Source organism: Serratia sp. PL7 (assembly GCF_945957435.1).
In genome coordinates this window covers 60,665-85,054 of sequence record NZ_CAMFLB010000020.1, presented here as the reverse complement: position 1 = coordinate 85,054, position 24,390 = coordinate 60,665, and the positions used below count along the sequence as shown (strand labels likewise).

28 protein-coding genes are annotated in these 24,390 nt (G+C 53.7%); 12 read left to right on the top strand and 16 right to left on the bottom strand.

Features of this window, described 5'->3' with window-relative positions:
• Positions 1 to 7: 7 nt before the first annotated feature.
• The gene (locus N6G83_RS41450; protein WP_024527874.1) at positions 8 to 1,021 is read right to left on the bottom strand and encodes a glycosyltransferase family 9 protein; all 1,014 of its coding nucleotides are present in this window, start codon (positions 1,019 to 1,021) and stop codon (positions 8 to 10) included.
• 123 nt (positions 1,022 to 1,144) lie between these two features.
• Here N6G83_RS41450 and waaA point away from each other — a divergent pair, with 123 nt between their 5' ends.
• Genes waaA through coaD form a run of 3 tightly spaced genes read left to right on the top strand, consistent with a single transcriptional unit; the run spans position 1,145 to position 3,685 of the window.
• Positions 1,145 to 2,422 (top strand): lipid IV(A) 3-deoxy-D-manno-octulosonic acid transferase, encoded by a 1,278-nt coding sequence (waaA, locus tag N6G83_RS41445; RefSeq protein ID WP_024527873.1) that lies wholly within the window; start codon positions 1,145 to 1,147, stop codon positions 2,420 to 2,422.
• On the top strand, positions 2,423 to 3,196 hold the full coding sequence (locus tag N6G83_RS41440) for a glycosyltransferase family 2 protein (protein ID WP_074029831.1): 774 nt from the start codon (positions 2,423 to 2,425) through the stop codon (positions 3,194 to 3,196).
• Positions 3,197 to 3,199: 3 nt separating this feature from the next.
• Positions 3,200 to 3,685 carry a pantetheine-phosphate adenylyltransferase gene (coaD, locus tag N6G83_RS41435; RefSeq protein WP_098929413.1) on the top strand — a complete coding sequence of 162 codons (486 nt, stop codon included), beginning with the start codon at positions 3,200 to 3,202 and terminating at the stop codon, positions 3,683 to 3,685.
• On the opposite strand, the gene mutM is transcribed toward coaD, so the two are convergent.
• The 4 genes from mutM to radC form a co-directional block, all read right to left on the bottom strand.
• On the bottom strand, positions 3,686 to 4,495 hold the full coding sequence (gene mutM, locus N6G83_RS41430) for a bifunctional DNA-formamidopyrimidine glycosylase/DNA-(apurinic or apyrimidinic site) lyase (protein ID WP_024527870.1): 810 nt from the start codon (positions 4,493 to 4,495) through the stop codon (positions 3,686 to 3,688).
• Positions 4,496 to 4,574: 79 nt separating this feature from the next.
• A complete protein-coding gene (rpmG, locus tag N6G83_RS41425; protein ID WP_004392084.1) occupies positions 4,575 to 4,742 on the bottom strand; it encodes a 50S ribosomal protein L33 in 168 nt (55 codons plus the stop codon).
• Between the two features lie 11 nt (positions 4,743 to 4,753).
• The gene (gene rpmB, locus N6G83_RS41420) at positions 4,754 to 4,990 is read right to left on the bottom strand and encodes a 50S ribosomal protein L28 (protein ID WP_004931195.1); all 237 of its coding nucleotides are present in this window, start codon (positions 4,988 to 4,990) and stop codon (positions 4,754 to 4,756) included.
• A gap of 265 nt (positions 4,991 to 5,255) precedes the next feature.
• Positions 5,256 to 5,939 carry a RadC family protein gene (gene radC / locus N6G83_RS41415; protein ID WP_211135742.1) on the bottom strand — a complete coding sequence of 228 codons (684 nt, stop codon included), beginning with the start codon at positions 5,937 to 5,939 and terminating at the stop codon, positions 5,256 to 5,258.
• A 183-nt stretch (positions 5,940 to 6,122) separates the two neighbouring features.
• On the opposite strand from radC, the gene coaBC reads away from it, so the two are divergent.
• The 3 genes from coaBC (at position 6,123) to slmA (ending at position 8,629) form a co-directional block, all read left to right on the top strand.
• Positions 6,123 to 7,340, top strand: coding sequence for a bifunctional phosphopantothenoylcysteine decarboxylase/phosphopantothenate--cysteine ligase CoaBC (gene coaBC / locus N6G83_RS41410; protein ID WP_211135741.1), 1,218 nt, complete (start codon positions 6,123 to 6,125; stop codon positions 7,338 to 7,340).
• Positions 7,318 to 7,776 (top strand): dUTP diphosphatase, encoded by a 459-nt coding sequence (gene dut / locus N6G83_RS41405; RefSeq protein WP_024527867.1) that lies wholly within the window; start codon positions 7,318 to 7,320, stop codon positions 7,774 to 7,776. Before coaBC ends, dut begins: the two co-directional genes overlap by 23 nt.
• A 256-nt stretch (positions 7,777 to 8,032) precedes the next feature.
• Positions 8,033 to 8,629 (top strand): nucleoid occlusion factor SlmA, encoded by a 597-nt coding sequence (gene slmA / locus N6G83_RS41400; protein WP_021181838.1) that lies wholly within the window; start codon positions 8,033 to 8,035, stop codon positions 8,627 to 8,629.
• Between the two features lie 34 nt (positions 8,630 to 8,663).
• On the opposite strand, the gene pyrE is transcribed toward slmA, so the two are convergent.
• Positions 8,664 to 9,305, bottom strand: coding sequence for an orotate phosphoribosyltransferase (gene pyrE / locus N6G83_RS41395; RefSeq protein ID WP_024482926.1), 642 nt, complete (start codon positions 9,303 to 9,305; stop codon positions 8,664 to 8,666).
• 92 nt (positions 9,306 to 9,397) lie between these two features.
• Positions 9,398 to 10,114, bottom strand: a complete 717-nt coding sequence (gene rph, locus N6G83_RS41390; protein WP_024482927.1) for a ribonuclease PH — start codon at positions 10,112 to 10,114, stop codon at positions 9,398 to 9,400.
• Between the two features lie 126 nt (positions 10,115 to 10,240).
• On the opposite strand from rph, the gene N6G83_RS41385 reads away from it, so the two are divergent.
• Entirely contained in the window at positions 10,241 to 11,104 is an 864-nt protein-coding gene (locus N6G83_RS41385) for a YicC/YloC family endoribonuclease (protein ID WP_021181835.1), read from the top strand.
• Between the two features lie 180 nt (positions 11,105 to 11,284).
• Here the strand turns inward: N6G83_RS41385 and N6G83_RS41380 are convergent, their stop codons facing one another.
• The 5 genes from N6G83_RS41380 to N6G83_RS41360 are packed head-to-tail and all read right to left on the bottom strand — an operon-like array spanning position 11,285 to position 14,356.
• Positions 11,285 to 11,962 (bottom strand): energy-coupling factor ABC transporter ATP-binding protein, encoded by a 678-nt coding sequence (locus N6G83_RS41380; RefSeq protein WP_211135732.1) that lies wholly within the window; start codon positions 11,960 to 11,962, stop codon positions 11,285 to 11,287.
• Entirely contained in the window at positions 11,956 to 12,633 is a 678-nt protein-coding gene (locus tag N6G83_RS41375; protein WP_409529735.1) for an energy-coupling factor ABC transporter ATP-binding protein, read from the bottom strand. The genes N6G83_RS41380 and N6G83_RS41375 overlap by 7 nt, the downstream gene beginning before the upstream one ends.
• Positions 12,618 to 13,328 carry an energy-coupling factor transporter transmembrane component T gene (locus N6G83_RS41370; RefSeq protein ID WP_211135733.1) on the bottom strand — a complete coding sequence of 237 codons (711 nt, stop codon included), beginning with the start codon at positions 13,326 to 13,328 and terminating at the stop codon, positions 12,618 to 12,620. Before N6G83_RS41370 ends, N6G83_RS41375 begins: the two co-directional genes overlap by 16 nt.
• Entirely contained in the window at positions 13,328 to 13,906 is a 579-nt protein-coding gene (locus N6G83_RS41365) for an ECF transporter S component (protein WP_098929405.1), read from the bottom strand. The genes N6G83_RS41370 and N6G83_RS41365 overlap by 1 nt, the downstream gene beginning before the upstream one ends.
• A 27-nt stretch (positions 13,907 to 13,933) precedes the next feature.
• Positions 13,934 to 14,356 carry a PPC domain-containing DNA-binding protein gene (locus N6G83_RS41360; protein WP_029710950.1) on the bottom strand — a complete coding sequence of 141 codons (423 nt, stop codon included), beginning with the start codon at positions 14,354 to 14,356 and terminating at the stop codon, positions 13,934 to 13,936.
• Between the two features lie 219 nt (positions 14,357 to 14,575).
• Between N6G83_RS41360 and N6G83_RS41355 the strand changes: the two genes are divergently transcribed.
• Positions 14,576 to 14,959 carry a hypothetical protein gene (locus N6G83_RS41355; protein ID WP_024527860.1) on the top strand — a complete coding sequence of 128 codons (384 nt, stop codon included), beginning with the start codon at positions 14,576 to 14,578 and terminating at the stop codon, positions 14,957 to 14,959.
• A 42-nt stretch (positions 14,960 to 15,001) separates the two neighbouring features.
• On the opposite strand, the gene N6G83_RS41350 is transcribed toward N6G83_RS41355, so the two are convergent.
• The gene (locus tag N6G83_RS41350; RefSeq protein ID WP_211135739.1) at positions 15,002 to 15,391 is read right to left on the bottom strand and encodes a hypothetical protein; all 390 of its coding nucleotides are present in this window, start codon (positions 15,389 to 15,391) and stop codon (positions 15,002 to 15,004) included.
• Between the two features lie 468 nt (positions 15,392 to 15,859).
• Between N6G83_RS41350 and fdnG the strand changes: the two genes are divergently transcribed.
• From fdnG to fdnI, 3 genes are read left to right on the top strand one after another with little or no spacing between them, the layout of a single operon-like run.
• A complete protein-coding gene (gene fdnG / locus N6G83_RS41345; RefSeq protein WP_211135734.1) occupies positions 15,860 to 18,907 on the top strand; it encodes a formate dehydrogenase-N subunit alpha in 3,048 nt (1,015 codons plus the stop codon).
• A 12-nt stretch (positions 18,908 to 18,919) separates the two neighbouring features.
• Complete coding sequence (gene fdxH, locus N6G83_RS41340; protein ID WP_024527856.1) at positions 18,920 to 19,813, top strand: formate dehydrogenase subunit beta; 894 nt, start codon at positions 18,920 to 18,922, stop codon at positions 19,811 to 19,813.
• Positions 19,800 to 20,441, top strand: a complete 642-nt coding sequence (gene fdnI, locus N6G83_RS41335) for a formate dehydrogenase-N subunit gamma (protein ID WP_211135735.1) — start codon at positions 19,800 to 19,802, stop codon at positions 20,439 to 20,441. The genes fdxH and fdnI overlap by 14 nt, the downstream gene beginning before the upstream one ends.
• A 140-nt stretch (positions 20,442 to 20,581) precedes the next feature.
• Here the strand turns inward: fdnI and N6G83_RS41330 are convergent, their stop codons facing one another.
• On the bottom strand, positions 20,582 to 21,469 hold the full coding sequence (locus N6G83_RS41330) for a LysR family transcriptional regulator (protein ID WP_211135736.1): 888 nt from the start codon (positions 21,467 to 21,469) through the stop codon (positions 20,582 to 20,584).
• A gap of 108 nt (positions 21,470 to 21,577) precedes the next feature.
• On the opposite strand from N6G83_RS41330, the gene N6G83_RS41325 reads away from it, so the two are divergent.
• On the top strand, positions 21,578 to 22,657 hold the full coding sequence (locus N6G83_RS41325) for a linear amide C-N hydrolase (RefSeq protein ID WP_211135737.1): 1,080 nt from the start codon (positions 21,578 to 21,580) through the stop codon (positions 22,655 to 22,657).
• A 262-nt stretch (positions 22,658 to 22,919) separates the two neighbouring features.
• Here N6G83_RS41325 and N6G83_RS41320 read toward each other — a convergent pair whose 3' ends face one another.
• Complete coding sequence (locus N6G83_RS41320) at positions 22,920 to 23,402, bottom strand: hypothetical protein (protein WP_260524156.1); 483 nt, start codon at positions 23,400 to 23,402, stop codon at positions 22,920 to 22,922.
• On the bottom strand, positions 23,399 to 24,331 hold the full coding sequence (locus N6G83_RS41315; RefSeq protein WP_260524155.1) for a hypothetical protein: 933 nt from the start codon (positions 24,329 to 24,331) through the stop codon (positions 23,399 to 23,401). The genes N6G83_RS41320 and N6G83_RS41315 overlap by 4 nt, the downstream gene beginning before the upstream one ends.
• Positions 24,332 to 24,390 lie beyond the last annotated feature (59 nt).

The following is a 24,390-nucleotide window of genomic DNA, read 5'->3' as shown; positions in this document are numbered from 1 at the left end:
TTGTTAATTAATTCAAGGCCTGTATTTCTTGCCACACCTCGTCGACGGTAACATCGACGCAATCACCCGATTCGGTTTGCAGGATCCGATATTGCCCGCTCCACGGATGCCAAGACTCTTTATCCGTATCGCCAAAGAAGACCACCATGCTTTTATTCAATGCCGCGGCCAGATGCATCTGGCCACCGTCGCTGCACAGCACCCTGTCGCATAACTCGAAACCGGCCAACAGTTCGCGTACCGAGGCCGTTGGGTAAAGCGCTACCCTTTCATTCAGGCAGCCAGCCAACAGTTGCTCCGCCCGCTTTTGATCGCCGATATCATCAGGCGTCAGCGTCCCCTGCGGTGACCAGAAGATCAGCACGCCGGTGGTGGGATCGGCAACCAGGCGGTTGATGATTTCGGCATAGCGCTCAATGGGCCAGCGCCGTTTCGGGCTGCGGCTGCTGATATGCACGGCAAACACCCGCTCAACCGGGGGCAGCAGGCTGTGTAAACGTTGCTGCGCTTGCTGCTGTTCTTCCGCGGTGAGGAAGACCTTCACCGGAGGAATGGCAATGGAGCGATCGGTAATGGCAGACAGGTAGCTGAACGTGTGTTCCACCTGATGCTTGCCGTGAAAATCCGCCGCGCGGAAAGGGTGATGAATTTCACTGGTGCCAAGATCTGCGCCGATAATATTTTTAACCCCGGCCATTTTTGCCAGACGCAGGCTATATTTGCACGGCACCGGGTTAGCCAGAATAGCTGCATCAAACTTAATTTTTCTCAGCTTTAAAAATATCATCAGCCGTTCAAAATAGACTCCCAAGGTAGTCTCATTCTTGGCCTTGTGTTTGGCCTTCTTATAAACAAACACCTTGGTGAGATGCGGGTTATTTTTCACCACATCCTGGCTGACTTTATTGATAAGCAGATAGAGGTTGGCGTCAGGGTAAGCGGTTTTCACCCCTTCAATCAGCGGGGTAGTGCACACGAGATCGCCAATATTGTCGCGGCGGATAATTAAAATATTCTTCATTACAAACCTATCGGCGACATCTCTCGCCTGTTGTCCCAACCTGACACCGAGCCACCAAGTTAGCGCCTTTCCCTTCCGGTTATGGTACTATTCTGGATAACCCATATAAATGAAATTGATAGAATGCTGCTCCGTTTATATCAGGTACTACTCTACCTTATCCAACCCCTGATCTGGCTCCGCTTACTGCTGCGCAGCCGCAAAGCACCAGCCTACCGTAAACGCTGGGCGGAACGCTATGGTTTCTGCGCCGGGAAAGTAGTATCGGGCGGCATTATGCTGCATTCCGTTTCTGTTGGCGAAACCCTGGCGGCGATCCCTCTGGTTCGCGCCCTGCGCCATCGTTACCCTTACTTGCCGATTACTGTGACCACAATGACGCCAACGGGTTCCGAACGGGTGCAGTCCGCTTTCGGTAAAGATGTGCATCATGTCTACCTGCCTTACGATCTGCCGGGTTCGATGCGCCGTTTCCTCGACCAGGTGGATCCCAAGTTGGTGATCATCATGGAAACCGAGCTGTGGCCCAACCTGATTAACGCCCTGCATCAGCGCCAAATCCCGCTGGTAATTGCCAACGCGCGCCTTTCCGCCCGTTCGGCGGCTGGCTACAAGAAGATCGGCGGTTTTATCCGTGATATCCTGCGCCGTATTACCCTGATCGCTGCGCAAAATCAGGAAGACGGCGAGCGCTTTATCGAACTGGGCCTGAAGCGTTCTCAGCTGACCGTCACCGGCAGCCTGAAGTTCGATATCTCCGTAACGCCAGAGCTGGCGGCCAGAGCCGTTACGCTACGCCGCCAATGGGCACCACGCCGCCCGGTATGGATCGCCACCAGCACTCACGAAGGTGAAGAAACCATTCTGCTGGAAGCCCACCGTCGGTTGCTGGAAAAACACCCCGACCTATTACTTATCCTGGTGCCACGCCACCCAGAACGCTTCCCAACCGCCAAAGAACTGACACAAAAAGCGGGCTTCAGCTACACCACCCGCAGCAGCGGCGAAATCCCTTCCAGCAGCACACAGGTCGTGATTGGCGATACCATGGGTGAACTGATGCTGCTGTACGGCATTGCCGATCTGGCCTTCGTCGGTGGCAGCCTGGTTGAGCGCGGGGGGCATAACCCCCTGGAAGCAGCCGCCCATGCCATTCCGGTGCTGATGGGCCCACATACGTTCAACTTCAAAGATATCTGCGCCAAACTCTCCGAAGCGGGCGGGATGATCACCATCAGCGATGTCGATTCCTTGGTGAAAGAGATAGAAACGCTGCTGACCGATGAAGATTATCGCCGCTATTACGGCCGCCACGCCGTTGAAGTGTTGTATCAGAACCAGGGTGCGTTGCAACGCCTGCTGCAGCTGTTGGAGCCACACCTGCCGCCACGGAGCCACTGAATGAGCCACCGTAACAGCCTGTCGGTAGTGATGATCGCCAAAAACGAAGCCGAGTTGCTGAGCGAATGCCTGCAATCGGTCGCCTGGGCTGATGAAATCATCGTGCTAGATTCCGGCAGTAGCGACGGCTCTGTCGCTTTGGCGGAAAGTTTGGGTGCCAAGGTATTTATCCATACCGACTGGCAAGGCTTCGGCAAGCAGCGGCAGAAGGCACAAAGCTACGCCACTCAGGATTACGTGCTGATGATCGACGCCGACGAGCGCGTCACGCCAGAATTGCGCCACGCCATCGAACAGGTTTTAGCCAACGCCGACGATAACGTCGTCTACAGCCTGGGCCGCCGTAACCTGTTTCTTGGCCGCTTTATGCGCCACAGCGGTTGGTATCCCGATCGGGTAAACCGGCTGTATGCCAATCAGCGCTATCGCTATAACGACGATCTGGTCCATGAATCCCTCAACACCGGCGGCGCAAAAGTCGTACCGCTGCAAGGCGATCTGCTACACCTGACCTGCCGTGACTTTTTTGCTTTCCAGCGCAAACAGCTGCACTACGCCGAGCAGTGGGCAATCCAACGCCACCAGGCCGGTAAACGCTGCGGTTATCTGTCGATCCTCACCCACACGCTAGGGGCGTTCTGCAAAACCTGGCTGCTGCGGGCCGGTTTCCTCGACGGCAAACAGGGCTTGCTGTTAGCCGTGGTCAACGCGCAATATACCTTCAATAAATATGCCGCACTGTGGGCATTGGGCCGCAACTATTCAGAGAAGTGAACCATGAGCAGCAAAGCCATCTACCCAGGTACCTTCGATCCACTGACCAACGGCCATCTGGATCTGGTCACCCGAGCCTCACTGATGTTTGATCACGTGATCCTGGCCATTGCCGCCAGCTCAAGCAAAAAACCGCTGTTTTCGCTGGAAGAACGCGTTGCCCTGGCCACGCAGGTGACCTCTCATCTGGATAACGTCGAGGTGTTGGGGTTCAGCGAGTTGATGGCGCACTTCGCCGCCCATCAGAACGCCAATATTCTGATACGCGGCCTGCGGGCGGTGTCCGACTTTGAATATGAATTGCAGCTGGCGAACATGAACCGCCATCTGATGCCAACGTTGGAAAGCGTGTTTCTGATGCCTTCCGAGCAGTGGTCATTTATCTCTTCTTCCTTGGTGAAGGAAGTGGCACGTCATGGCGGCGACATTGCACCGTTCTTGCCGGATGTCGTCACCAAAGCGTTGATGGAAAAGCTCGCCGCGCAGTAATCAGTGCTGGCAGCGGCGGCAGAAGAAGGTGCTGCGCTGCCCGTGTTTGGCGCTCTCGATCGGTGTGCCACAGGCGCGGCAGGGTTCACCTGCCCGGCCATAAACCTGCAGTTCCTGCGCAAAATACCCCGGCTTACCATCCGACTGCAGGAAGTCACGCAGCGTTGTTCCCCCTTGTTCAATTGAACGCAGCAGCACCGCCTTGATGGTTTCGGCCAGCAGATCCGCCTGCGCCCTGGTCAAAGATCCCGCCTGACGATCCGGCAGGATCCCGGCGGTAAACAGCGATTCGCTGGCATAGATATTCCCCACGCCAACCACCAGCTTGTTATCCATCAACCAAGGCTTGATCAGCGTGCGCTTGTTACGGGATTTTTCGTACAGGTAGGTACCATTGAACTCTTCACCCAGCGGTTCCGGGCCAAGATGAGCCAATACGTTGCTGGCGGCCAGATCGTCACACCACAGCCAGGCACCAAAGCGGCGCGGGTCGGTGTAGCGCAGGATAAAACCGTTGCTCATCACCAGATCGACGTGGTCATGCTTACCTGGCTCGGTTTCCTCTGCCAGCATACGTAAGCTGCCAGACATCCCGAGATGCACGATAATCCAGCCATGGTCCAACTCGATCAGCAAATATTTGGCACGGCGCTGTACGCTGCGTACCGGCCGATCGCTCAGCGCCAGGATCTGCTCGGAGACCGGCCAACGCAGGCGAGCGTTACGCACCACCGCGTACTGGATGTTGTGGCCAACAAGATAAGGCTCAATACCGCGGCGGCTGGTTTCGACTTCTGGTAATTCAGGCATGACTGGCTCCCTCTCCGTTTGCTACCCCTATAAAATGAAAAAACCCGGCCTAGGCCGGGTTTTCATTAATCCACTAAAATTATTTAATTTTAGCTTCTTTGTAGATCACGTGTTGACGGACAACTGGATCGAATTTCTTCAGTTCCAATTTTTCCGGCTTAGTACGCTTGTTCTTCGTGGTGGTATAGAAGTGACCAGTACCAGCAGAAGAAACCAGCTTGATCTTCTCGCGAACACCTTTAGCCATGATGCAGTTCCTTAATACTTCTCACCACGGGCACGCAGATCGGCCAAGACCGTCTCAATACCCTTCTTATCGATAACACGCATACCTTTAGCAGATACACGCAGAGTTACAAAGCGCTTCTCAGCCTCAACCCAAAAACGGTGTGAGTGCAGGTTAGGCAGAAAACGGCGTTTGGTCGCGTTCATTGCGTGGGAACGGTTGTTACCGCTCACCGGGCGCTTGCCAGTAACTTGGCAGACTCGTGACATGTCTTATTCTCCAAAAATCAAATCAGCTCGAGCTTCGTATAGGGTATGGCCGCCTCGTCAGGCTTTTAGAGCCCATCTCAGCAAACTTCATACTGAGGAGACTCTCGTCATCAGGTCAGAAACCTCACATCAGGTTGGAAACCTGCTGAGATAGGCTCTTAACGCCAAACCCAAGATTCTCAAAGGTGGCGTAGTATACGCTCTGAAGCGTAAGTGCTCAAGTCCCGAACAGCTAAAGATCCCTCAAGGATCGCGAAAAAGTTGCTTATAGCCATCCGCGCTCGGCAAAAGAGACGCATTCACCCCGGCCTATCGCCAAATGATCGAGCACTCGGATCTCCAATAATCGGCAAGCATTAACCACTTGCTCGGTTATCAAACGGTCGGCGTGACTGGGTTCAGCCTTACCCGAAGGGTGATTATGCGCCAGAATGAGGGCTGCTGCATTAGCCTTCAACGCCGCACGCACAATTTCTCTTGGGTGGACAACGACGCTGTTGATGGTACCAGCAAACATCTCCTGATGGCGAATAACCCGGTGCTGATTGTCTAAAAACAACACTAAAAACACCTCTCGCTCATGGTGAGCCAGCAAACTGTGCAGGTAATGCTGGGTAATTTTCGGGTTCAGCAGCGCGTTTTCCAACAAATGGGGGCCGGAAAACAGCCGGAAGGCTAATTCGGAAATTGCCTGCAGCTGCGCATAGGTGGCAATCCCCAACCCTTTCTGACTATGAAATTGTTCGTAGTCCGCCGAAACCAGGTGATACAGCGAACCAAAGTGCGTCAGCAACTGTTCGGCCCGCTGTGAGACGTGAACCCCAGGTAGCCCGGTTCGCAAGAAAATTGCCAACAGCTCCCTATCGGAGAGCGCCGCTGCGCCATCACGCATCAATTTTTCCCTGGGTGCCAAAGCCCCAGGCCATAACGACATATCCTGATTGCTCATTGCCACCTCCCTGCCTGCTACAGCAGCATGTCACGGGGAATTTCATCGTGCGACAGGTGATTGATAATATTGCGAAGTGTTACGAAAACCCGCATGTAACTGGCTGCATACACAGCAGAATCGCTCCACCTGGCGGCGGTTATGCTAAAATGTTCGCCTCTTTCGGATTTCAATCGGACAATCATGATGACGGGACTTTCCGGCAAACATATTGTGCTTGGCATCAGTGGCGGTATTGCCGCTTACAAATGCCCTGAGCTGGTGCGCCGCCTGCGCGACAGAGGCGCCGAGGTAAGAGTGGTGATGACCAGCGCTGCCAAAGCCTTCATTACCCCACTGACGCTGCAGGCCGTTTCCGGCTATCCGGTTTTCGACGATCTGCTGGATCCCGCAGCAGAAGCCGCCATGGGCCATATTGAATTGGGAAAATGGGCCGATCTGGTGATCCTGGCCCCGGCCACCGCCGATCTGCTGGCCCGCGTTGCCGCCGGCATGGCCAACGATTTGCTGACCACGGTCTGCCTGGCTACCGATGCCCCGATCGCGGCAGCACCGGCCATGAACCAACAGATGTACCGCGCTGCCGCTACTCAGGCCAATCTACAGACCCTACAAGGGCGTGGTGTGCTGCTGTGGGGGCCAGACAGCGGGAGCCAGGCCTGTGGTGATATCGGGCCTGGCCGCATGCTGGATCCGTTGGCGATAGTGGAACTGGCTAACGCTCATTTCTCTGCGCCGCAGGATCTGCAACATTTAAAGATTATGATCACCGCGGGCCCCACCCGTGAGGCACTGGATCCGGTGCGTTTCGTCAGCAACCACAGCTCCGGCAAGATGGGTTTTGCTATCGCCAAGGCCGCCGCCGCTCGCGGTGCGCAAGTCACGTTGGTCGCCGGGCCGGTCAGCCTGCCTACACCGCCCTGGGTAACCCGTGTGGATGTCGTCAGCGCGCTGGAAATGGAGCAAGCGGTACAACAGCACGCTGCGCAGCAGAACATCTTTATCTCCTGCGCCGCCGTGGCGGATTACCGGGCAGAACAGATTGCCGATGAGAAAATCAAAAAGCAGGGTGATGAAATCATCCTCAAGATGATCAAGAATCCGGATATTGTCGCGGGCGTTGCCGCGATGAGCCAAAATCGTCCCTTTGTCGTCGGGTTTGCGGCTGAAACCCAGAATGTGGAAGAATATGCGCGACAAAAACTACTGCGTAAAAAACTGGATTTAATCTGCGCTAACGATGTATCGCTTGCAGAGCACGGTTTTAACAGTGATACCAATGCCCTGCATCTTTTTTGGCAGGATGGAGACAAGCGCCTACCGCATAGCGACAAGGCACTCCTTGGCCAACGTTTACTAGACGAGATAGTCAGCCGTTATGATGAAAAAAATCGACGTTAAGATCCTTGACCCACGTATCGGTCAAGATTTCCCATTGCCAACCTATGCCACCCCAGGCTCTGCCGGGCTTGATCTGCGCGCCTGTCTGGACAGCTCGGTTGAGCTGGCACCAGGCGAAACCACCCTGCTGCCTACCGGCCTGGCTATCCACATCGCCGATACCGGTCTTGCTGCAGTGATCCTGCCGCGCTCCGGTCTGGGCCATAAGCACGGCGTAGTGCTGGGTAACCTGGTTGGCCTGATCGACTCCGATTATCAGGGCCAGCTGATGGTGTCCGTATGGAACCGTGGCCAGAAATCCTTCACCATCGAGCCAGGTGAACGCATCGCACAGATGGTATTTGTGCCGGTGGTGCAAGCCGAGTTTAATCTGGTGGAAGAGTTCGATAGCAGCGAACGGGGCACCGGTGGTTTTGGCCACTCTGGCCGCCAATAGATCGCACCCATAACAAGATGATCTACAGGGATGGCGCCTGTAACCGCGCCGCATGCAATGCGGCACGGTTGGTTTGGCAATTGAGAGTAACGCACGGAGAATAAGGGTCTGCAAGACCGTTAACCATTACACCGTACAACAGCGATCTTATAAGCCGCACAGAGTTTACTCTGCAACGGCCGGTGCGCGGGTTTTCGCAAATCTATACCCGAAGAGATTGAGGGGATAAGCCGTTTTAGCAAGGGTCTAATCAAACATGGCAGAAAAAGAAAATACCAAAAGGAATCGGCGTGAGGAGATATTGCAGGCGTTAGCCCAGATGCTGGAATCCAGCGACGGCAGCCAGCGCATTACCACAGCCAAGCTTGCCGCAAACGTTGGTGTCTCTGAGGCTGCCCTTTATCGGCATTTCCCCAGCAAGACGCGGATGTTTGATAGCCTGATCGAGTTTATTGAAGATAGCCTGATAACGCGCATCAACCTGATCTTGCAGGATGAAAAAGAGACGTTCAACCGCCTACGCCTGATTGTGCTGTTGGTTCTGGGGTTTGCAGAACGCAATCCAGGCCTGACCAGGATCATGACCGGCCACGCGCTGATGTTTGAGCAAGATCGCCTTCAGGGCAGGATCAACCAGTTGTTCGAGCGTATTGAAGCGCAACTGCGTCAGGTATTGAAGGAACGTAAACTCCGGGAAGGGAAGGGCTTTATCGTCGATGAAACCTTGCTGGCGAGCCAGATACTGGCCTTCTGTGAAGGGATGCTGTCGCGCTATATTCGCTCTGAATTCCGCTACCGCCCAACGCAGGATTTCGATGCCCGCTGGCCGCTGTTAGCCGCGCAACTGCAGTAACAAATATCGCCGGGTTCAACCCGGCGCTATTATTTTAAACTCCGTACTGCTCGCGATAGGCTCGCACTGCCACCAGGCTTTCGGCCATTTCCGGCTGCTCTTCCAGATAAGCAATCAGCTCCTTGAGCGTAATAATCGAGATCACTTTGCAGTGATAATCACGCTCCACTTCCTGGATCGCAGAAATGTCGGCACGGCCACGCTCCTGACGATCGAGAGAAATCAGCACACCAGCCAGGCTGGCGTTATGGGCACTGATAATTTCCATCGATTCGCGGATGGCCGTCCCGGCGGTGATCACGTCATCCACCAGCATCACGCGGCCCTGCAACGGGCTGCCTACCAGCGTGCCGCCTTCGCCATGTTCCTTGGCTTCCTTACGGTTGAAGCAATAAGGCACATCGAGATTGTGATGTTCTGCCAATGCCACTGCGGTGGTGGTCGCGATCGGGATACCTTTGTAGGCTGGGCCAAACAGCAGATCGAACTCGATGCCGGAATCCACCAGCGCTTCGGCATAAAAACGCCCTAACAGCGCCAGATCACGCCCGGTATTAAACAGGCCGGCATTGAAGAAATAGGGGCTGGTACGGCCGGATTTCAGGGTGAACTCGCCGAATTTCAATACCTGCTTGCGGAGCGCAAACTCGATAAACTGGCGCTGGTAGGCTTTCATTACTGCTTCTCCTAATTTGGTCGGTAACTTTAGTTCTATTGCAGCCCGATTTCCGGGCATAAAAAAGGCGACTGCTTGGTCGCCTTTAAAAATCAGTCTGCCAGCGCCGCTTTCTGCGCCTGGAAGATGGTTTCGATGCCCCCTCGGGCCAGCGCCAGTAGCGCCAATAGCTCATCGTGGCTGAACGGCTCACCCTCGGCGGTGCCTTGCACCTCGATCATGCGGCCATCCTCCATCATCACCACGTTCATATCGGTTTCTGCGGCGGAATCTTCCACATACTCCAGATCGCACAGCGCTTCGCCGCCAACGATACCGACAGAAACTGCGGCCACCATCCCTTTCATCGGGTTGGCTTTCAGTTTACCGGCCGCAACCAGCGCATTCAGCGCATCGGCCAGTGCCACACAGGCTCCGGAGATAGAAGCGGTACGGGTACCACCATCGGCTTGCAGCACATCGCAGTCCAGAGTGATGGTGAACTCACCGAGCTTTTTCAGATCCACCGCGGCACGCAGTGAACGAGCGATCAGACGCTGGATCTCCAACGTACGGCCACCCTGCTTGCCTTTGGCCGCTTCGCGGGCATTACGGCTGTGGGTCGAACGCGGCAACATGCCGTATTCTGCGGTGATCCACCCTTGCCCTTGGCCTTTCAAAAAGCGCGGAACGCCCTCTTCTACCGTGGCGGTGCACAAAACTTTGGTATCGCCAAACTCAACCAGCACTGAACCTTCAGCGTGTTTCGTGTAGTGACGGGTCAGTGTCAGGGGGCGAACTTGTTGTGGTGCTCTGCCTGCAGGACGCATGGGCTCTCTCCGGCTTCTTATTAACGTTTGGCTGCGCATTATACGGGCTTCGTGACGTTATGCCTATCCTGCCCGCAGGTGCAACGCTATAATCGTTCCATCTTTTCCTATTTACGGGTACGCACAATGATCCGCAGCATGACCGCCTACGCCCGGCGTGAAATCAAGGGTGAATGGGGCAGCGCAGCTTGGGAGCTGCGTTCCGTTAACCAACGCTATTTAGAAACCTACATCCGCTTGCCTGAGCAGTTCCGCAGCCTCGAGCCAGTGATCCGCGAGCGTATCCGTGGCCGCCTGACGCGTGGCAAAGTGGAGTGCAACCTGCGCTTTGAGCTCGACCCAAGCGCACAAAGCTCGATGATCCTGAACGAAAAACTGGCCAAGCAGCTGGTTGAAGCCGCCAACTGGGTCAAAATGCAGAGCGACGAAGGGGAAATCGATCCAATCGACGTCCTGCGCTGGCCGGGCGTGATGTCCGCTCAGGAACAGGATCTGGACCTCATCAGCAACGAACTGATGCAGGCGCTGGAAGGCGCACTGGATGATTTCATCGTGGCACGCGAAAGCGAAGGCACCGCGCTGAAAGCTCTGATCGAGCAACGCCTCGACGGCGTGAGCGCCGAAGTGATCAAAGTACGCGCCCAGATGCCTAATATCCTGCAATGGCAGCGCGAACGTTTGGTCAGCAAGCTGGAAGAAGCCCAGGTGCAGTTGGAAAACACTCGCCTGGAGCAGGAGCTAGTGCTGATGGCACAGCGTATCGACGTCGCCGAAGAGCTGGACCGCCTGGAAGCGCACGTCAAAGAGACGCACAACATCCTGAAGAAGAAAGAAGCCGTTGGCCGTCGCCTCGACTTTATGATGCAGGAATTCAACCGCGAATCGAATACGCTGGCGTCCAAGTCGATCAATGCCGAAGTGACTACCTCAGCGATTGAGCTGAAGGTGTTGATTGAGCAGATGCGCGAGCAAATTCAGAATATCGAGTAAGTTTTAAGCGTCATCATTGAACAGAGAGCCCGCATAACCGCGGGCTTTTTAATATCACCAATCGAGGTGTTCCTATGTCCAAATATGCGCAGGCAGCCGTTGATACGGTAAGAAAAAACCAGGGAAAATCATCACTCGATATGCGTCAAGAATGGGATAAAACGATGATGGAGTTGAAGGCTAGCCCAATACCCGCGCCGCATCACCATCCTCCGCAATAACCCCATCGGCCAAACGGATCACGCGCGGAAAGTACGTTTTAACAAAAGCATAATCATGGCTGATGGCCAGCACGGTGGTGCCTTGCGAACGGCAAACCGCTAACCAGCGGGTAAATACCCCCAACCAATAGTTATCAAAGTCACGGCTGGGTTCGTCCAACAGCAGCAGAGGCGGCGCAACGGCAGCGAGACTAGCAACGGCTACCATACGCCGCTGCCCTGCGTGTAAATCCAATGGATGGGCATCCGCTACATCCGTTAGCTCACAAAGCGCCAGCGTTTGGGCAACTCGCTGCTCCAGACTATCGCCGCGCACACCCTGATGGCGTAAGCCAAAAGCGATCTCATCGCGTACCCGGTTGCGAAATATCTGCCGTTCCGCTTCCTGAAATAATACTCCCAGCAACGGCGCACGCTGTGCCGCTTTAAGGGTGGCAATATTTCGCCCCTGTAAGAAAACCTTGCCGCCGGTCGGTTTTAGCAACCCGGCCATCAGGCGTAATAACGTGGATTTCCCGGCGCCGTTATCCCCGATCAGGGCCACCCATTCCCCTGCCTCAATGGTGAGATCCAAACCGTTAATGACGGGTCCGCTCACGCTTGACCACTGATATTCCAGCGATTCAATCGTTAGCATAATGAGAGCCTGCCTTGCTCCAGCGCCCAGGTTTGCAGGCAATAAGCGGCAACCTTGGTGAGCGACCGTTCAAACAGCAAAATCACGCACTGCTGCTGGTTAGCGTAGGTGGCCAGCTGTTGTAACAGCTTGGTGGTAGCATCGGGGGTTAGACGGCTAAAGGCTTCATCCAGTAATAACAACCGAGGGCGCATCGCTAATGCACAGGCCAGCACCACTCGCTGCGCTTCGCCGCCAGAGAGCGTGGCCGGGTGACGATGGCGTAAAGCGTGGCAATCGGTGAACGTCAGCGCCTGTTCGATACGCGCCATGATCTCGGCTTCATCCAGGCACAGATTCTCCGGCCCGAAGGCGATCTCCTCTTCGACCGTGAAGGTACAACCGGAGAGTTGCAACTGGGGTGCCTGTTGAATGAGCTGCACCTGCTGCGCCATTTCAACCAGCGGGCGCGAACCTATTTCATCACCGAGGACCTGTCCTAGCCCCTGAAATGTGCCGGGTAAAAAATCGGGGAAACAGCCTGCCAGCAGTTGGGCAAGCGTGGTTTTTCCGCTGCCATTCCCACCGCTAATGCCATATAAGCCTGGAACCTCGCAATGTAGATCGATGTTTTCCAACTGCCAGATACTACCTTGAGGAATAAAGCTCAGTGCATTCAGTGCCACAACCACAGCCAGGCTCCTATTTCCAATGCCGCTACCAACAGCAAGCCATAGCGCACGCTACGTTGCAGCGGGCTATCGTTCGGTGCCCACAGCGTTGTGCGTCTGGGATGTAGCCGAAAAGCGCGCATATCCAGCGCCGTGCTGCGCGCGGTTAAATCATTCAACGCACTGTGGGTTAACGGGATAACCAATGCCGGAATGTAGCGCAACCGTTGATACCAATAACCGTCTAGCGGTACGCCTCGCGCCAGCTGTGCCTGGTAAATCGCGGCCAGTTGCGCGCGCAGCTGTTCGGCAACCAGCAACGGCCCTGCCAGCAGGTAGGCCAGCCCGAGCGGCAAACGGCTGGCAAACAGAGCGCGAATAACACGCTGCGGCGGCACGTATTGCAGCCAGATTTGCCCAAAACTCAGCAACGCCAACAAGCGTAGCCAGAGCGCGGCAGCGTTGAGCATTTCGCTATCATCACGCGCCTCACCCCGTAGCCACCACGCCAGCCAACCGCTATGCACCAACCATAATCCACCCGCCATGGGTAACATGATCCACGCCACATAGCGCCAACGATGCCTTGTTCTTTTCATCAGGATCAGCAACAGAAAGCTCACCAGGCTATAGGCTAGCAACGGATAACCAAACGGCATCAGCAAGCTGCTGGTACCCAGCACCAGCCAAAGAGCCAGCGAGGTAAACGGGTGCATTAACGCACGGCGGCCATTGCAGGGAAATTACGCAGGGTTCGCTGCGACATATTACGCACCAATAGCCAGACGATGATGGCAACCAGCACTTTATCTATCAGGTTAATCCCCAGCACGGTCATTGCGACGGATTCGATCAGGTTGCTGCCCATCGAATGCACATAGGCGACAAAGAAGTCTGCACCACTGCCAGTGACCCCAGCGAAGAGATAGGTACGGATCGGCACGGCAACTATCGTTACGGCCAAGGTGATCACCACTCCGCTTAAGATCACTTTCGGTAATGTCCTGAACCAGCCGATGCTCGCCAATAGGCCAGCCACCAAACCAATCACCATCGCCACCGGAGCGAATGCCGCCGCTATCGGGCCAGTGAGCAGGCCCCAGACCAGGTTGGTCAATAAACCGGTCAACATGCCGATAATCGGCCCGGCGAGGATTGCACTCAGCAAGGTACCGATAGAATCGAGAAAAATAGGCAGCTTCAACATCGATACCAACTGCCCGCCGATCATGTTGATGGCTATTGAAATCACCATCAACACCAACGTCTGACTCGATAACCCATTACGTGCCATAACAACCTCACTCAACTAGTAGGAAAATTAGCGTTGCTCGACGTTTAATTCGTCATAGCCCGAAAGCGCGCAAGGTTGTCGGTTAAATACGACATCGTTCAATTCCCCAATCACCAATTCGAGCGTGGTGCGCACGGTGCAACCTGCCATCACATGGCCGCCGGTCATATGGCCATGCTCATCGGCCACCGCCAGGTGCAGATGTTCGCCTCCGGCCTCCAGCGTGCCAATCAGTGAGACCACTTCAAATTTTCCGCTCAATAACGTGGGGTCTTCGCAGGCGGCATAGCGCAACGCCACGTCGCTCAAGCTACCGACGCAACCGCTGATCCAGGCGGCACGCAAACCCTGCTGCCGGATAAAATCACGAAGTGCAGCCAGCAGGTCTTGTTGCGGTAACAGACGCAAGGCATAAAACTGTGCCGTAGACGGCGTTGATGTCTCCACGATAAGATCCTTTACCCCAGTGGGGTTGGTGATACGGAAAACAGGGAAATGGCGTCGGGAAGGTAGGATGCTGCATGAGGGGTGTGACTCCAAATAACTCCGAACCTCGGACGTTATGCAGCATGATAGAGATTGATACGGCCGATGTATGTGACATAGGTCAGTAAAAGCGGCGGTGCTGGTATGCTGGTCAAAAGCTAAATTGGAATGGGTCTGACACTGATGCCAAAAATAAAAAGCCAGGAAACTCTGGTACGCGAGCGTAAGCGCTGGGCAGCGCTGGCGATCCTGGTGGCGGCCATTGTTGGCAGCTACCTGTGGTGGAAACAAGGGACACTGCGATACGAAGAGTGGAGCCCTAACCAGCAGTATGTGGTGCGCAATTATAAAACCTTCGAGTTTATTCCGCGCTTCACCATGCCAGGCGATGGCGGGCATTACTCGGGCTACATGCGGGTTTATGACAAAAACGGCAAGCAGCTCTACGAAGAGTATTCCGACCTGCTCGACTTTGTCGAAGGCCCCTTCTGGGCAAAAGAAGGCGTCTATTGGATGGGTAACGACAATCAGGACATCGTTCGCCTACCCACCTCGCCGGTAGATTGAAGCTAGCGGACAAGTGGCCTCCAGAAGGGAGGCTTAACCCGGTCAATTATAAGCGGCGGCCTGCTCTTCGGTGATCAGCTCCATCTTTTCAAGTTGAACCGCAATGCCGCGCAGTGAACGCCCAAGCTCCACGCTTAACGCCTCTATCGTTTTGCCACCGCTATAGCCTTCCTCCAATAGCTTCCTGTCGTCTTCCGACCAGGGGAAATTGAAGTTAGCGGGCCTACCCACGGCAATATTTTTCTGCCGCCGCTCCTCGGGCGATAACTTTGCCTTTTTCACCCGTTCTCGCTCGGCGTAAAACTCATCCGCCAGGGCAAACAGCATCCGGATCGTCTCTGGGGAATGAACCAGCGAGGTGTGATTCAAAAACTCCCCCGTTTCTGGGTTAATCCCCCTCGCCAACGCACGCAACGTCAGGTAGGTCTGCATCATGGGTTTCCGTCCTTAAAAAATCTATCCGTCATTCTCGCGGCTAGTTCCCCACCTATTGTTGCTTGCAAAACGAACTATTCAACGATTCGATCGGATCGCGTATTAACTTTGCGAAACAAATTCCAAATTAACTCTATTTCTTGCAAGAAAATAACCACTTAAAAACCATACCCATTCGGAAATGGATAAGTAAATGCCGTCGATAATTCGCCTGGCAATCAGTGAAACAGGTTTATCTACAATATTCACAGATAGTTTTCACTTGAAATTAATAATTTAAATTAACCACTTACCGAATTTCAGCTGATGGCGATAAATTAAGGATTACTCCCCGCACCGCTGGCTACTTATTAAGGAGTATTTTCCCGCTAACTCTCCCTTATGTTGATTTCCCTCAATAACGCTTGGGTTATTACTGTTAGTTTGCCATGACTAAAAAACCACTGATAAGCATTAGGGAAAGCAATGGACGTCAATCGCAGACAGTTTTTTAAAATCTGCGCTGGCGGGATGGCTGGGACCACGGTGGCAGCATTAGGCTTCGCGCCAAAGGCTGCGTTAGCGGAAACGCGCAACTACAAACTATTGCGCGCCAAAGAAACCCGCAACACCTGTACCTACTGTTCCGTAGGCTGCGGTTTATTGATGTATAGCCTGGGCGATGGGGCAAAAAACGCCAAATCGACGATTTTCCATATCGAAGGCGACGCGGATCACCCGGTAAACCGCGGGGCACTGTGCCCGAAAGGCGCCGGCCTGCTGGACTATATCCACAGCGATAGCCGCCTGCGTTACCCTGAGTATCGCGCGCCGGGTTCAGATAAATGGCAGCGTATCAGCTGGAATGAGGCCTTTGACCGCATTGCCAGGCTGATGAAAAATGACCGGGATGCCAACTTCGAAGCCACCAACGCCGCTGGCGTGACGGTAAACCGTTGGCTCTCCACCGGGATGTTATGCGCCTCTGCAGCCAGTAACGAAACCGGCATGCTGACACAAAAGTTTGTCCGATCGCTGGGCATGCTGGCAGTTGATAACCAAGCGCGTGTCTGACACGGACCAACGGTAGCAAGTCTTGCTCCAACATTTGGTCGCGGTGCGATGACCAACCACTGGGTTGATATCAAAAACGCCAACGTTGTGATGGTGATGGGCGGCAACGCCGCTGAAGCGCATCCGGTGGGATTCCGCTGGGCGATGGAAGCCAAAAACAACAACGACGCCACGTTAATCGTCGTCGATCCCCGCTTTACCCGTACCGCTTCGGTCGCCGATATCTACGCGCCGATCCGCTCCGGCACCGACATTACCTTCCTGTCGGGCGTGTTGCTGTACCTGATTTCCAACAACAAGATCAACGCTGAATACGTGAAGCATTACACCAACGCCAACCTGTTGGTCCGGGATGACTTTACGTTTGAAGACGGGTTGTTCAGCGGTTATGACGAAAAAAAACGTCAGTACGACAAAACCACTTGGAACTACCAGTTTGGTGAAGATGGCTATGCCTTGCGTGATGATACGCTCCAGCATCCGCGTTGCGTCTGGAACCTGCTGAAAGCACACGTCAGCCGCTACACGCCAGAAGTGGTGGAAAACATCTGCGGCACCCCGAAGGAAGATTTCCTGAAAGTGTGTGAAGTCCTGGCTTCCACCAGCGCAGCAGACCGAACCTCCACCTTCCTGTACGCCCTGGGCTGGACTCAGCACACGGTCGGCGCGCAGAACATCCGTACCATGGCGATGATCCAGTTGTTGCTCGGCAACATGGGCATGGCGGGTGGTGGCATCAACGCCCTGCGCGGTCACTCCAACATTCAGGGATTGACCGACATTGGCCTGCTGTCCACCAGCCTGCCGGGTTACCTGACGCTACCTTCGGATAAACAGACCGATCTGGCTACCTATATGGCCGCCAATACGCCAAAGGCCACCCTACCTGGCCAGGTTAACTATTGGAGCAATTACCCCAAATTCTTCGTCAGTCTGATGAAAAGCTTCTATGGCGACGCTGCTCAGAAAGAGAATAACTGGGGCTTTGATTGGTTGCCGAAGTGGGATCAGTCCTACGACGTCATGAAGTACTTCCAGATGATGGATCAGAATAAGGTCAACGGCTATATCTGCCAGGGCTTTAACCCGGTCGCCTCCTTCCCGGATAAAAATCAGGTGGTCGCCTCACTGGCCAAGCTGAAGTATCTGGTGATCATTGACCCGCTGGTCACGGAAACCTCCAATTTCTGGCAAAACCACGGCGAGATGAACGATGTCGATACCGCGTCGATCCAAACCGAAGTGTTCCGGCTGCCCTCCACCTGCTTTGCCGAAGAAGACGGCTCGATTGCCAACTCCGGCCGCTGGCTGCAATGGCACTGGAAAGGCGGCGATGCCCCAGGTGAAGCGATTACCGACGGCGAGATCCTGGCCGGTCTGTACCATCGCCTGCGCCAGATGTATGGCAGCGAGGGCGGTAAAGGTGTCGAACCGTTACTGAAGATGGGTTGGCACTATGAACGGCCAGATCACCCAGAATCCGAGGAAGTGGCCAAAGACAGCAACGGCTACGCGCTGGAAGATCTGTATGACGCCAACGGTAATCTGCTGGCGAAAAAAGGCCAGTTGCTGGATTCCTTCGCGATGCTGCGCGATGACGGTAGCACGGCTTCAGCCTGCTGGATCTATACCGGCAGTTGGACCAGCAAGGGCAACCAGATGGCCAACCGTGATAACAGCGATCCGTCCGGGTTGGGCAACACGCTGGGCTGGGCCTGGGCATGGCCGCTGAACCGCCGCATTATCTACAACCGCGCCTCCGCCGATCCAATGGGTAAACCTTGGGATCCGCAGCGCATGCTGATTGAATGGAACGGCAGCAAGTGGGTCGGGAATGATATTCCAGACTACAACACCGCCGCCCCGGGCAGCGGCGTTGGGCCGTTCATCATGCAACCGGAAGGGCTTGGCAGGCTGTTTGCGCTCGACAAAATGGCCGAAGGGCCGTTCCCGGAACACTACGAGCCGTTTGAAACGCCGTTGGGCACCAACCCACTGCATCCAAACGTGATCTCCAACCCGGCGGCCCGTCTCTATCCGTCTGACGCCAAGCGCATGGGTGACAAATCCGAATTCCCTTACGTCGGTACCACCTATCGTCTGACCGAGCATTTCCACACCTGGACCAAGCACGCGCGCCTTAACGCGATCATGCAGCCGGAACAGTTCGTGGAAATCAGTGAACGTCTGGCGAAAGAGAAAGGGATTGAGCAAGGCGATACCGTCAAGGTCAGCAGCAAACGCGGCTTTATCAAGGCGAAAGCCGTGGTGACCCGCCGTCTGCAAACCCTGAAGGTTAACGGGCAGGATGTCGACACCATCGGTATTCCACTGCATTGGGGCTTTGAAGGGGCTGCCCGCAAAGGCTATCTGGCCAACACCCTGACGCCGTTTGTCGGCGATGCCAACTCGCAAACGCCGGAATACAAGGCGTTTCTGGTTAACGTGGAAAAGGTGTAAGGAGCCGAATTTATGTCCATGCAATCCCAAGACATTATCAAACGTTCGGCCACCAACACCCTGACACCGCCTCCGCAAGCGCGTGATTACAAGGTTGAGGTCGCCAAGCTGATTGACGTTTCCACCTGCATTGGTTGCAAGGCCTGTCAGGTGGCCTGTTCCGAATGGAACGACATTCGCGATGAAGTGGGCCACTGCGTCGGGGTTTATGACAATCCCGCCGATCTGAGTGCCAAATCCTGGACGCTGATGCGTTTCTCGGAAGTGGAGCAGAACGGCAAGCTGGAATGGCTGATCCGCAAGGATGGCTGCATGCACTGCGCAGATCCAGGTTGCCTGAAGGCCTGCCCGTCTGCTGGCGCGATTATCCAATATGCCAACGGCATCGTGGATTTTCAGTCCGAGCACTGCATCGGCTGTGGTTACTGCATCAGCGGCTGCCCGTTCAATATTCCACGGCTGAACCCGCAAGACAACCGGGCGTACAAATGTACCCTGTGCGTTGACCGCGTCAGCGTGGGCCAGGAACCGGCCTGTGTGAAGACTTGCCCGACAGGTGCTATCCACTTTGGCACCAAGGCAGAAATGCTGGACGTGGCACAAGAGCGGGTCGAAAAGCTGAAGAAACGCGGCTTTGAGCATGCGGGCGTGTATAACCCGCAAGGCGTTGGCGGCACCCACGTGATGTATGTACTGCACCATGCCGATAACCCCGAGCTGTACCACAATCTGCCAAAAGACCCGCATATCGATCTGTCGATCGGGCTGTGGAAAAGCGTGCTCAAACCTTTATCCGTGGCGGGCTTTATCGCCACCTTTGCCGGTTTGATTTACCACTACATCGGCATTGGCCCGAACAAGGAAGTGGATGATGAAGACGAGGAGGACCATCATGAGCAAAAGTAAAATGATCGTTCGCACCAAGTTTATCGACCGGGCCTGTCACTGGACGGTAGTCATCTGCTTCTTCCTGGTGTCGCTGTCCGGCATTGCGCTGTTCTTCCCAACGCTACAATGGCTGACCGAGACCTTTGGTACGCCGCAGATGGGCCGTATCCTGCATCCTTTCTTTGGCGTGCTGATCTTTATCGCGCTGATGTTTATGTTCTTCCGCTTTGTGAAGCATAACATCCCCGAGAAAGAGGACTTGCCGTGGGTCAAAGGCATCGTGGAAGTGTTGAAGGGCAATGAGCATAAGGTTGCTGACGTCGGCAAATATAATGCCGGCCAGAAGATGATGTTCTGGAGCATCATGAGCATGATTTTCGTGCTGTTGATCACCGGCATTATCATTTGGCGCCCTTATTTCGCCCACAGCTTCCCGATCCCGGTGATCCGCTATGCGCTGTTGATCCACGCCGCGTCGGCGATCGTCCTGATCCACGCCATTCTGATCCATATGTATATGGCATTCTGGGTGAAAGGCTCGATCAAAGGCATGATTGAAGGCAAAGTCAGCCGCCGCTGGGCGAAGAAGCATCACCCCCGCTGGTACCGTAAGGTCGAGGCTGAAGAGCAGAAAGACGAGCGGTAATGCCCCTCACCCTAACCCTCTCCCAAAAGGAGAGGGGACCGATCGAGTGAGTCTGAAAATTTGGTGGCATACCTTGGATAAGGGGAAATGAGTCGCCTTAGCTGGCAAGCGTGACACCAGATAAGGGGGCGAATTGTTTCTCAAGCCACCACAGAACCATCAAAGATCTGCTGCATGCTTTCGATCAGGCTCAGCAATTCACTATTGGCCCCAGGCTTCCACAGTGCCACCATCGGGTGCATCAACCCCTGTTTCCCCAATTCCGTATCGAGCCGCTCTACCTGCGGCAAGTGCTGCATGTTCAGATGTGTTGGCAGGAATGCCCATCCCAGCCCGGCGGTTAACAACGTTTGCAGCAACGCTGGTTCATTGACGACCTGAATGCGATCGGCGATTTGCAAGCGCTTCGCCATCGGTTCGGGCAGGTCATAAAAGGGAATAAGTTGGGTGCTGGATGCCAGCGACAGCAAGGTGACCGGGCTACCTGCGGGGAAAAAACCCTCGCGAGCATAGGCGGCCAGCTCAATAGCCCCCAGGGCTCGCCACTTAAATTTTTCGCCAATCGAGCGGTTGATCGCCTGATAAACGCCAATATCCGCCACATCGTCTGCCAACGCCAGCTCACCCTCGCCACGCTCCATCATCAGCAAGTCAAGCTGAATGCCGCGCTGGCCCAAAAACATCGCCAGTTCCGTTAAAAAAGCACGCGGAGTAAACGGGTCATAGCACAGTGTCAGTTTCTGCCGCACCTGCTGCGGAATATGCTGGGCCAGCAGGCTAAGGGCCTCTGCCTCCTGCAAAAACAGCCGAGCTTGCCGGTAAAGGCGTTGTCCCGCCTCGGTCAGTTGTAATGGGCGGGTACGGCGATCGCACAGTGAATAGCCTAGATCCAACTCCAGATTTTCGATCAGTTCACTGACGGTGGTGCGATCCTTCCCCAACCGCTTGGCGGCCTGGGTGAGATTGCCGGTCTCGCAAACGCTGGCGAAAGCTTCAATCTGCGCCAACGAAAAACCTATCTTCCCCATCTCTCCTCCACAAAATTGCGGGGGATTTTCCCCCGTTCATCCACTCTACGATATGAGTTCGCGGGCTTACCATTATTTTGTTCACCTCATTCAGGTAAGGAAAAAACCATGAAAAAGTTCACACACAGCGTATCAGCCCTACTGGTAGGTGCTGCACTCAGCGCCAGCCTGGCAACCGGGGCGCAAGCCTGCACCCGCGCCTTTATGAATATGTATCCGGGCTATATGGTTAGCGCCCGTAATCTGGATTTCTTCGGGCCGGTAGATCCCTCACTGGTGATCACGCCACGCGGGATTGCGCATAACGGTGGGGATGCGAAGAACGCCGCCCAGTGGCAAACCCATTACGGCAGCGTCGTGGTTTACGCCGATGGCGTGTTCCCAATGGACGGTATGAATGAAAAGGGGCTAGCGGGCCATACGCTGTTTTATATGAACGGCAGCCAGGTGCAGCAGGACAATCAGGGCAAGCCGGTGATCGAAAGCCGCGCCTGGTTGAGCTATATCCTGGATAATTACGCCACCGTTGAGGAAGCAGTTAAAGCCATCCGTAGCGATGTGCGCCTGGCCGCCGCCCATATGCCTATCGATTACGCTTCGGATACCAAACACATCGCGATCGAAGACGTTAGCGGTGACTCGGCCATCATCGAGATCGATAACGGCAAAGTGAACATCTATCACGACAAAAATTATCGGGTGATGACCAATCCCCCTTCTTACGACCAACAACTCAAAAACCTGGCCAAGTACCAGAATGCCAAGCGCAGCGAGATCCCTGGCGGCCTGGAAGCGGATGAACGCCTGGTTCGTGCCAGCTATGATTTGAAAAACCTGCCGCAGCCGGACAATAAAAATCAGGCACAGGGCTTCATCTTATCGGTGCTTAATAATGTGGCTTACCCGATCGGCTCACCGGCAGAGCCAAGCGAACAAAAGGTCACCGACATGTATGCCAAATACAGCAAGCGCCCGGACCAAAACAAAGGCATCGGGACTTACTGGACGGCGATTTCAGATCTGAGCCATGCGGAATATCACTTCAAGTCGGCCTTTGCGGCCTCGCAGGTCTGGGTTCCTCTGCATAACATCAACTTCAGCCAAGGGCAACCGGTGCGTAAGATCGCACATCTTAACGACTATGCCCAACAGGGTTGGGAAGGTAACGTGTTAGCCCAGGCGAAATAGCGCTCAACTCCCCTATTTTAATAGGGGTAATTTCACGATCAAACGCTGCTGGCCGCCGATGGCCAGCAATAATCTGAACGCATAACTCTCGCCCAAAGTATTTTGTTCTAATCGTCATGCAGGGTAATGAAAGGCACCACAGGCTGTGGCTAAATAGCGCCTTCCTAGCCTGTATGTCGTTCGGATTTTTTATTTCGCAAATTTTGCAATTTATTTTTGTCTTAGTACTTATTGCAACTCTCGATTTTTAGCCTCACGATATTTATGTTCTTTTGCAATAAAATGAAGGAACATATCCTGTGGAAAACAGGTAACCATTCCATCCCTGTCGATCAACAGCTATCTCCATTCTCATGTCTTTTTCTAAATAAAAGACAGGCAAAATATCCTTTAAATCAGGCATTAAGGTGTCATCGGCTGGTGTTTTGACAGTTAATGTTGATTTTACATGCAATAAATGCCCCGTTTTGTGCATACTAAAATAGGTTTTGCGGCTCACATTGTATTGACGTTTCTCTTTCTCTAGCTGGCCTTTTATTACCACAAAACCATTATCCCCGTTTAAAAAATATGTCATTACCAGCGAAATTTCACTATCTTCTTTCTTGACAATGAGCGTTGTATCGCACGAAAAGTGCGCATCACGCCAATAACCAACGCCTGTAAACAACCATTTGCCTAGCATTATGAATGTAATAGCAATGGCTGATGCATATATAAATAAAAAAAACGATTTTTTAATCACGATTGATTCTCTATATAGTAATTGGAGATACAATCATTTCGGCTTAGATACGAAAACTCATCCCGGCACTTTATAACGGAAACCCTGGGTATGAACTGAAAAGTTGAGAAATAGACTACTTCGTCACCTTGACAACTGACCGGATTTTTAGCATTAAACTTATAAAAGTCATCTTCTGTGCTTCTATTTTCATTAATATTAACCCGACAACCATTTATATTGCCAATATTATGAAACATTGATGAGTAGCTCTCCGAAAGAAATACTCCCCCTCCGACGAATAACGATATGAATGCAAGTATGCCAAAGGCAAAATGCATTATTCGCTTACTTCTTAATGATTCTGGATGATGCGTTAAAACTTGGGTTTGTACTGGTATCTCTTCAACTGGGCGAGCAGATACTTGATCTTGTGGTGAAATAGTTGAGATGTTGGCCTGAACGCCTTGAACGCCTTGAACGCCTTGAACGCCTTGAACGTCTTGTACGCCTTGTACGCCTTGGACTTCTTGGGCTTCTTGAGCTTCTTGAGCTTCTTGAACAACCTGAACGCCACTAGATAACGGTATAATTTTAATAGAACTCGGTATCAATAAACCTTTTCTGGGGACTGTTTTGATCACTTCGCAATCAATACCACATTGCCTGAGCCCTTTACGCAGAGTGAGGATATTCTGATAGTACGTATTGTCACTGACATGAAGCCCATATTGCTCCCACCCTATTTGCATGAGAGTGCCCTTAGTGATGAGGACTCCATGATTTTTTATCAGGTGGAGAAAACATTCAGAAGCTGAGACAAGGATAGGGAACTCAACTCCATTACTAATTGATTTAAAAATATTTTCCATGGGACAAAAGATAACAGCATCCGCGATCACAAAGCATGATGATGTCTCCTGGTCGCTGGTCTTAATGACGTTATCCATTACATTACCTCCATTAAATAATGTGAATATTATGACATTAAGCTACGGCTCTCGCTTTG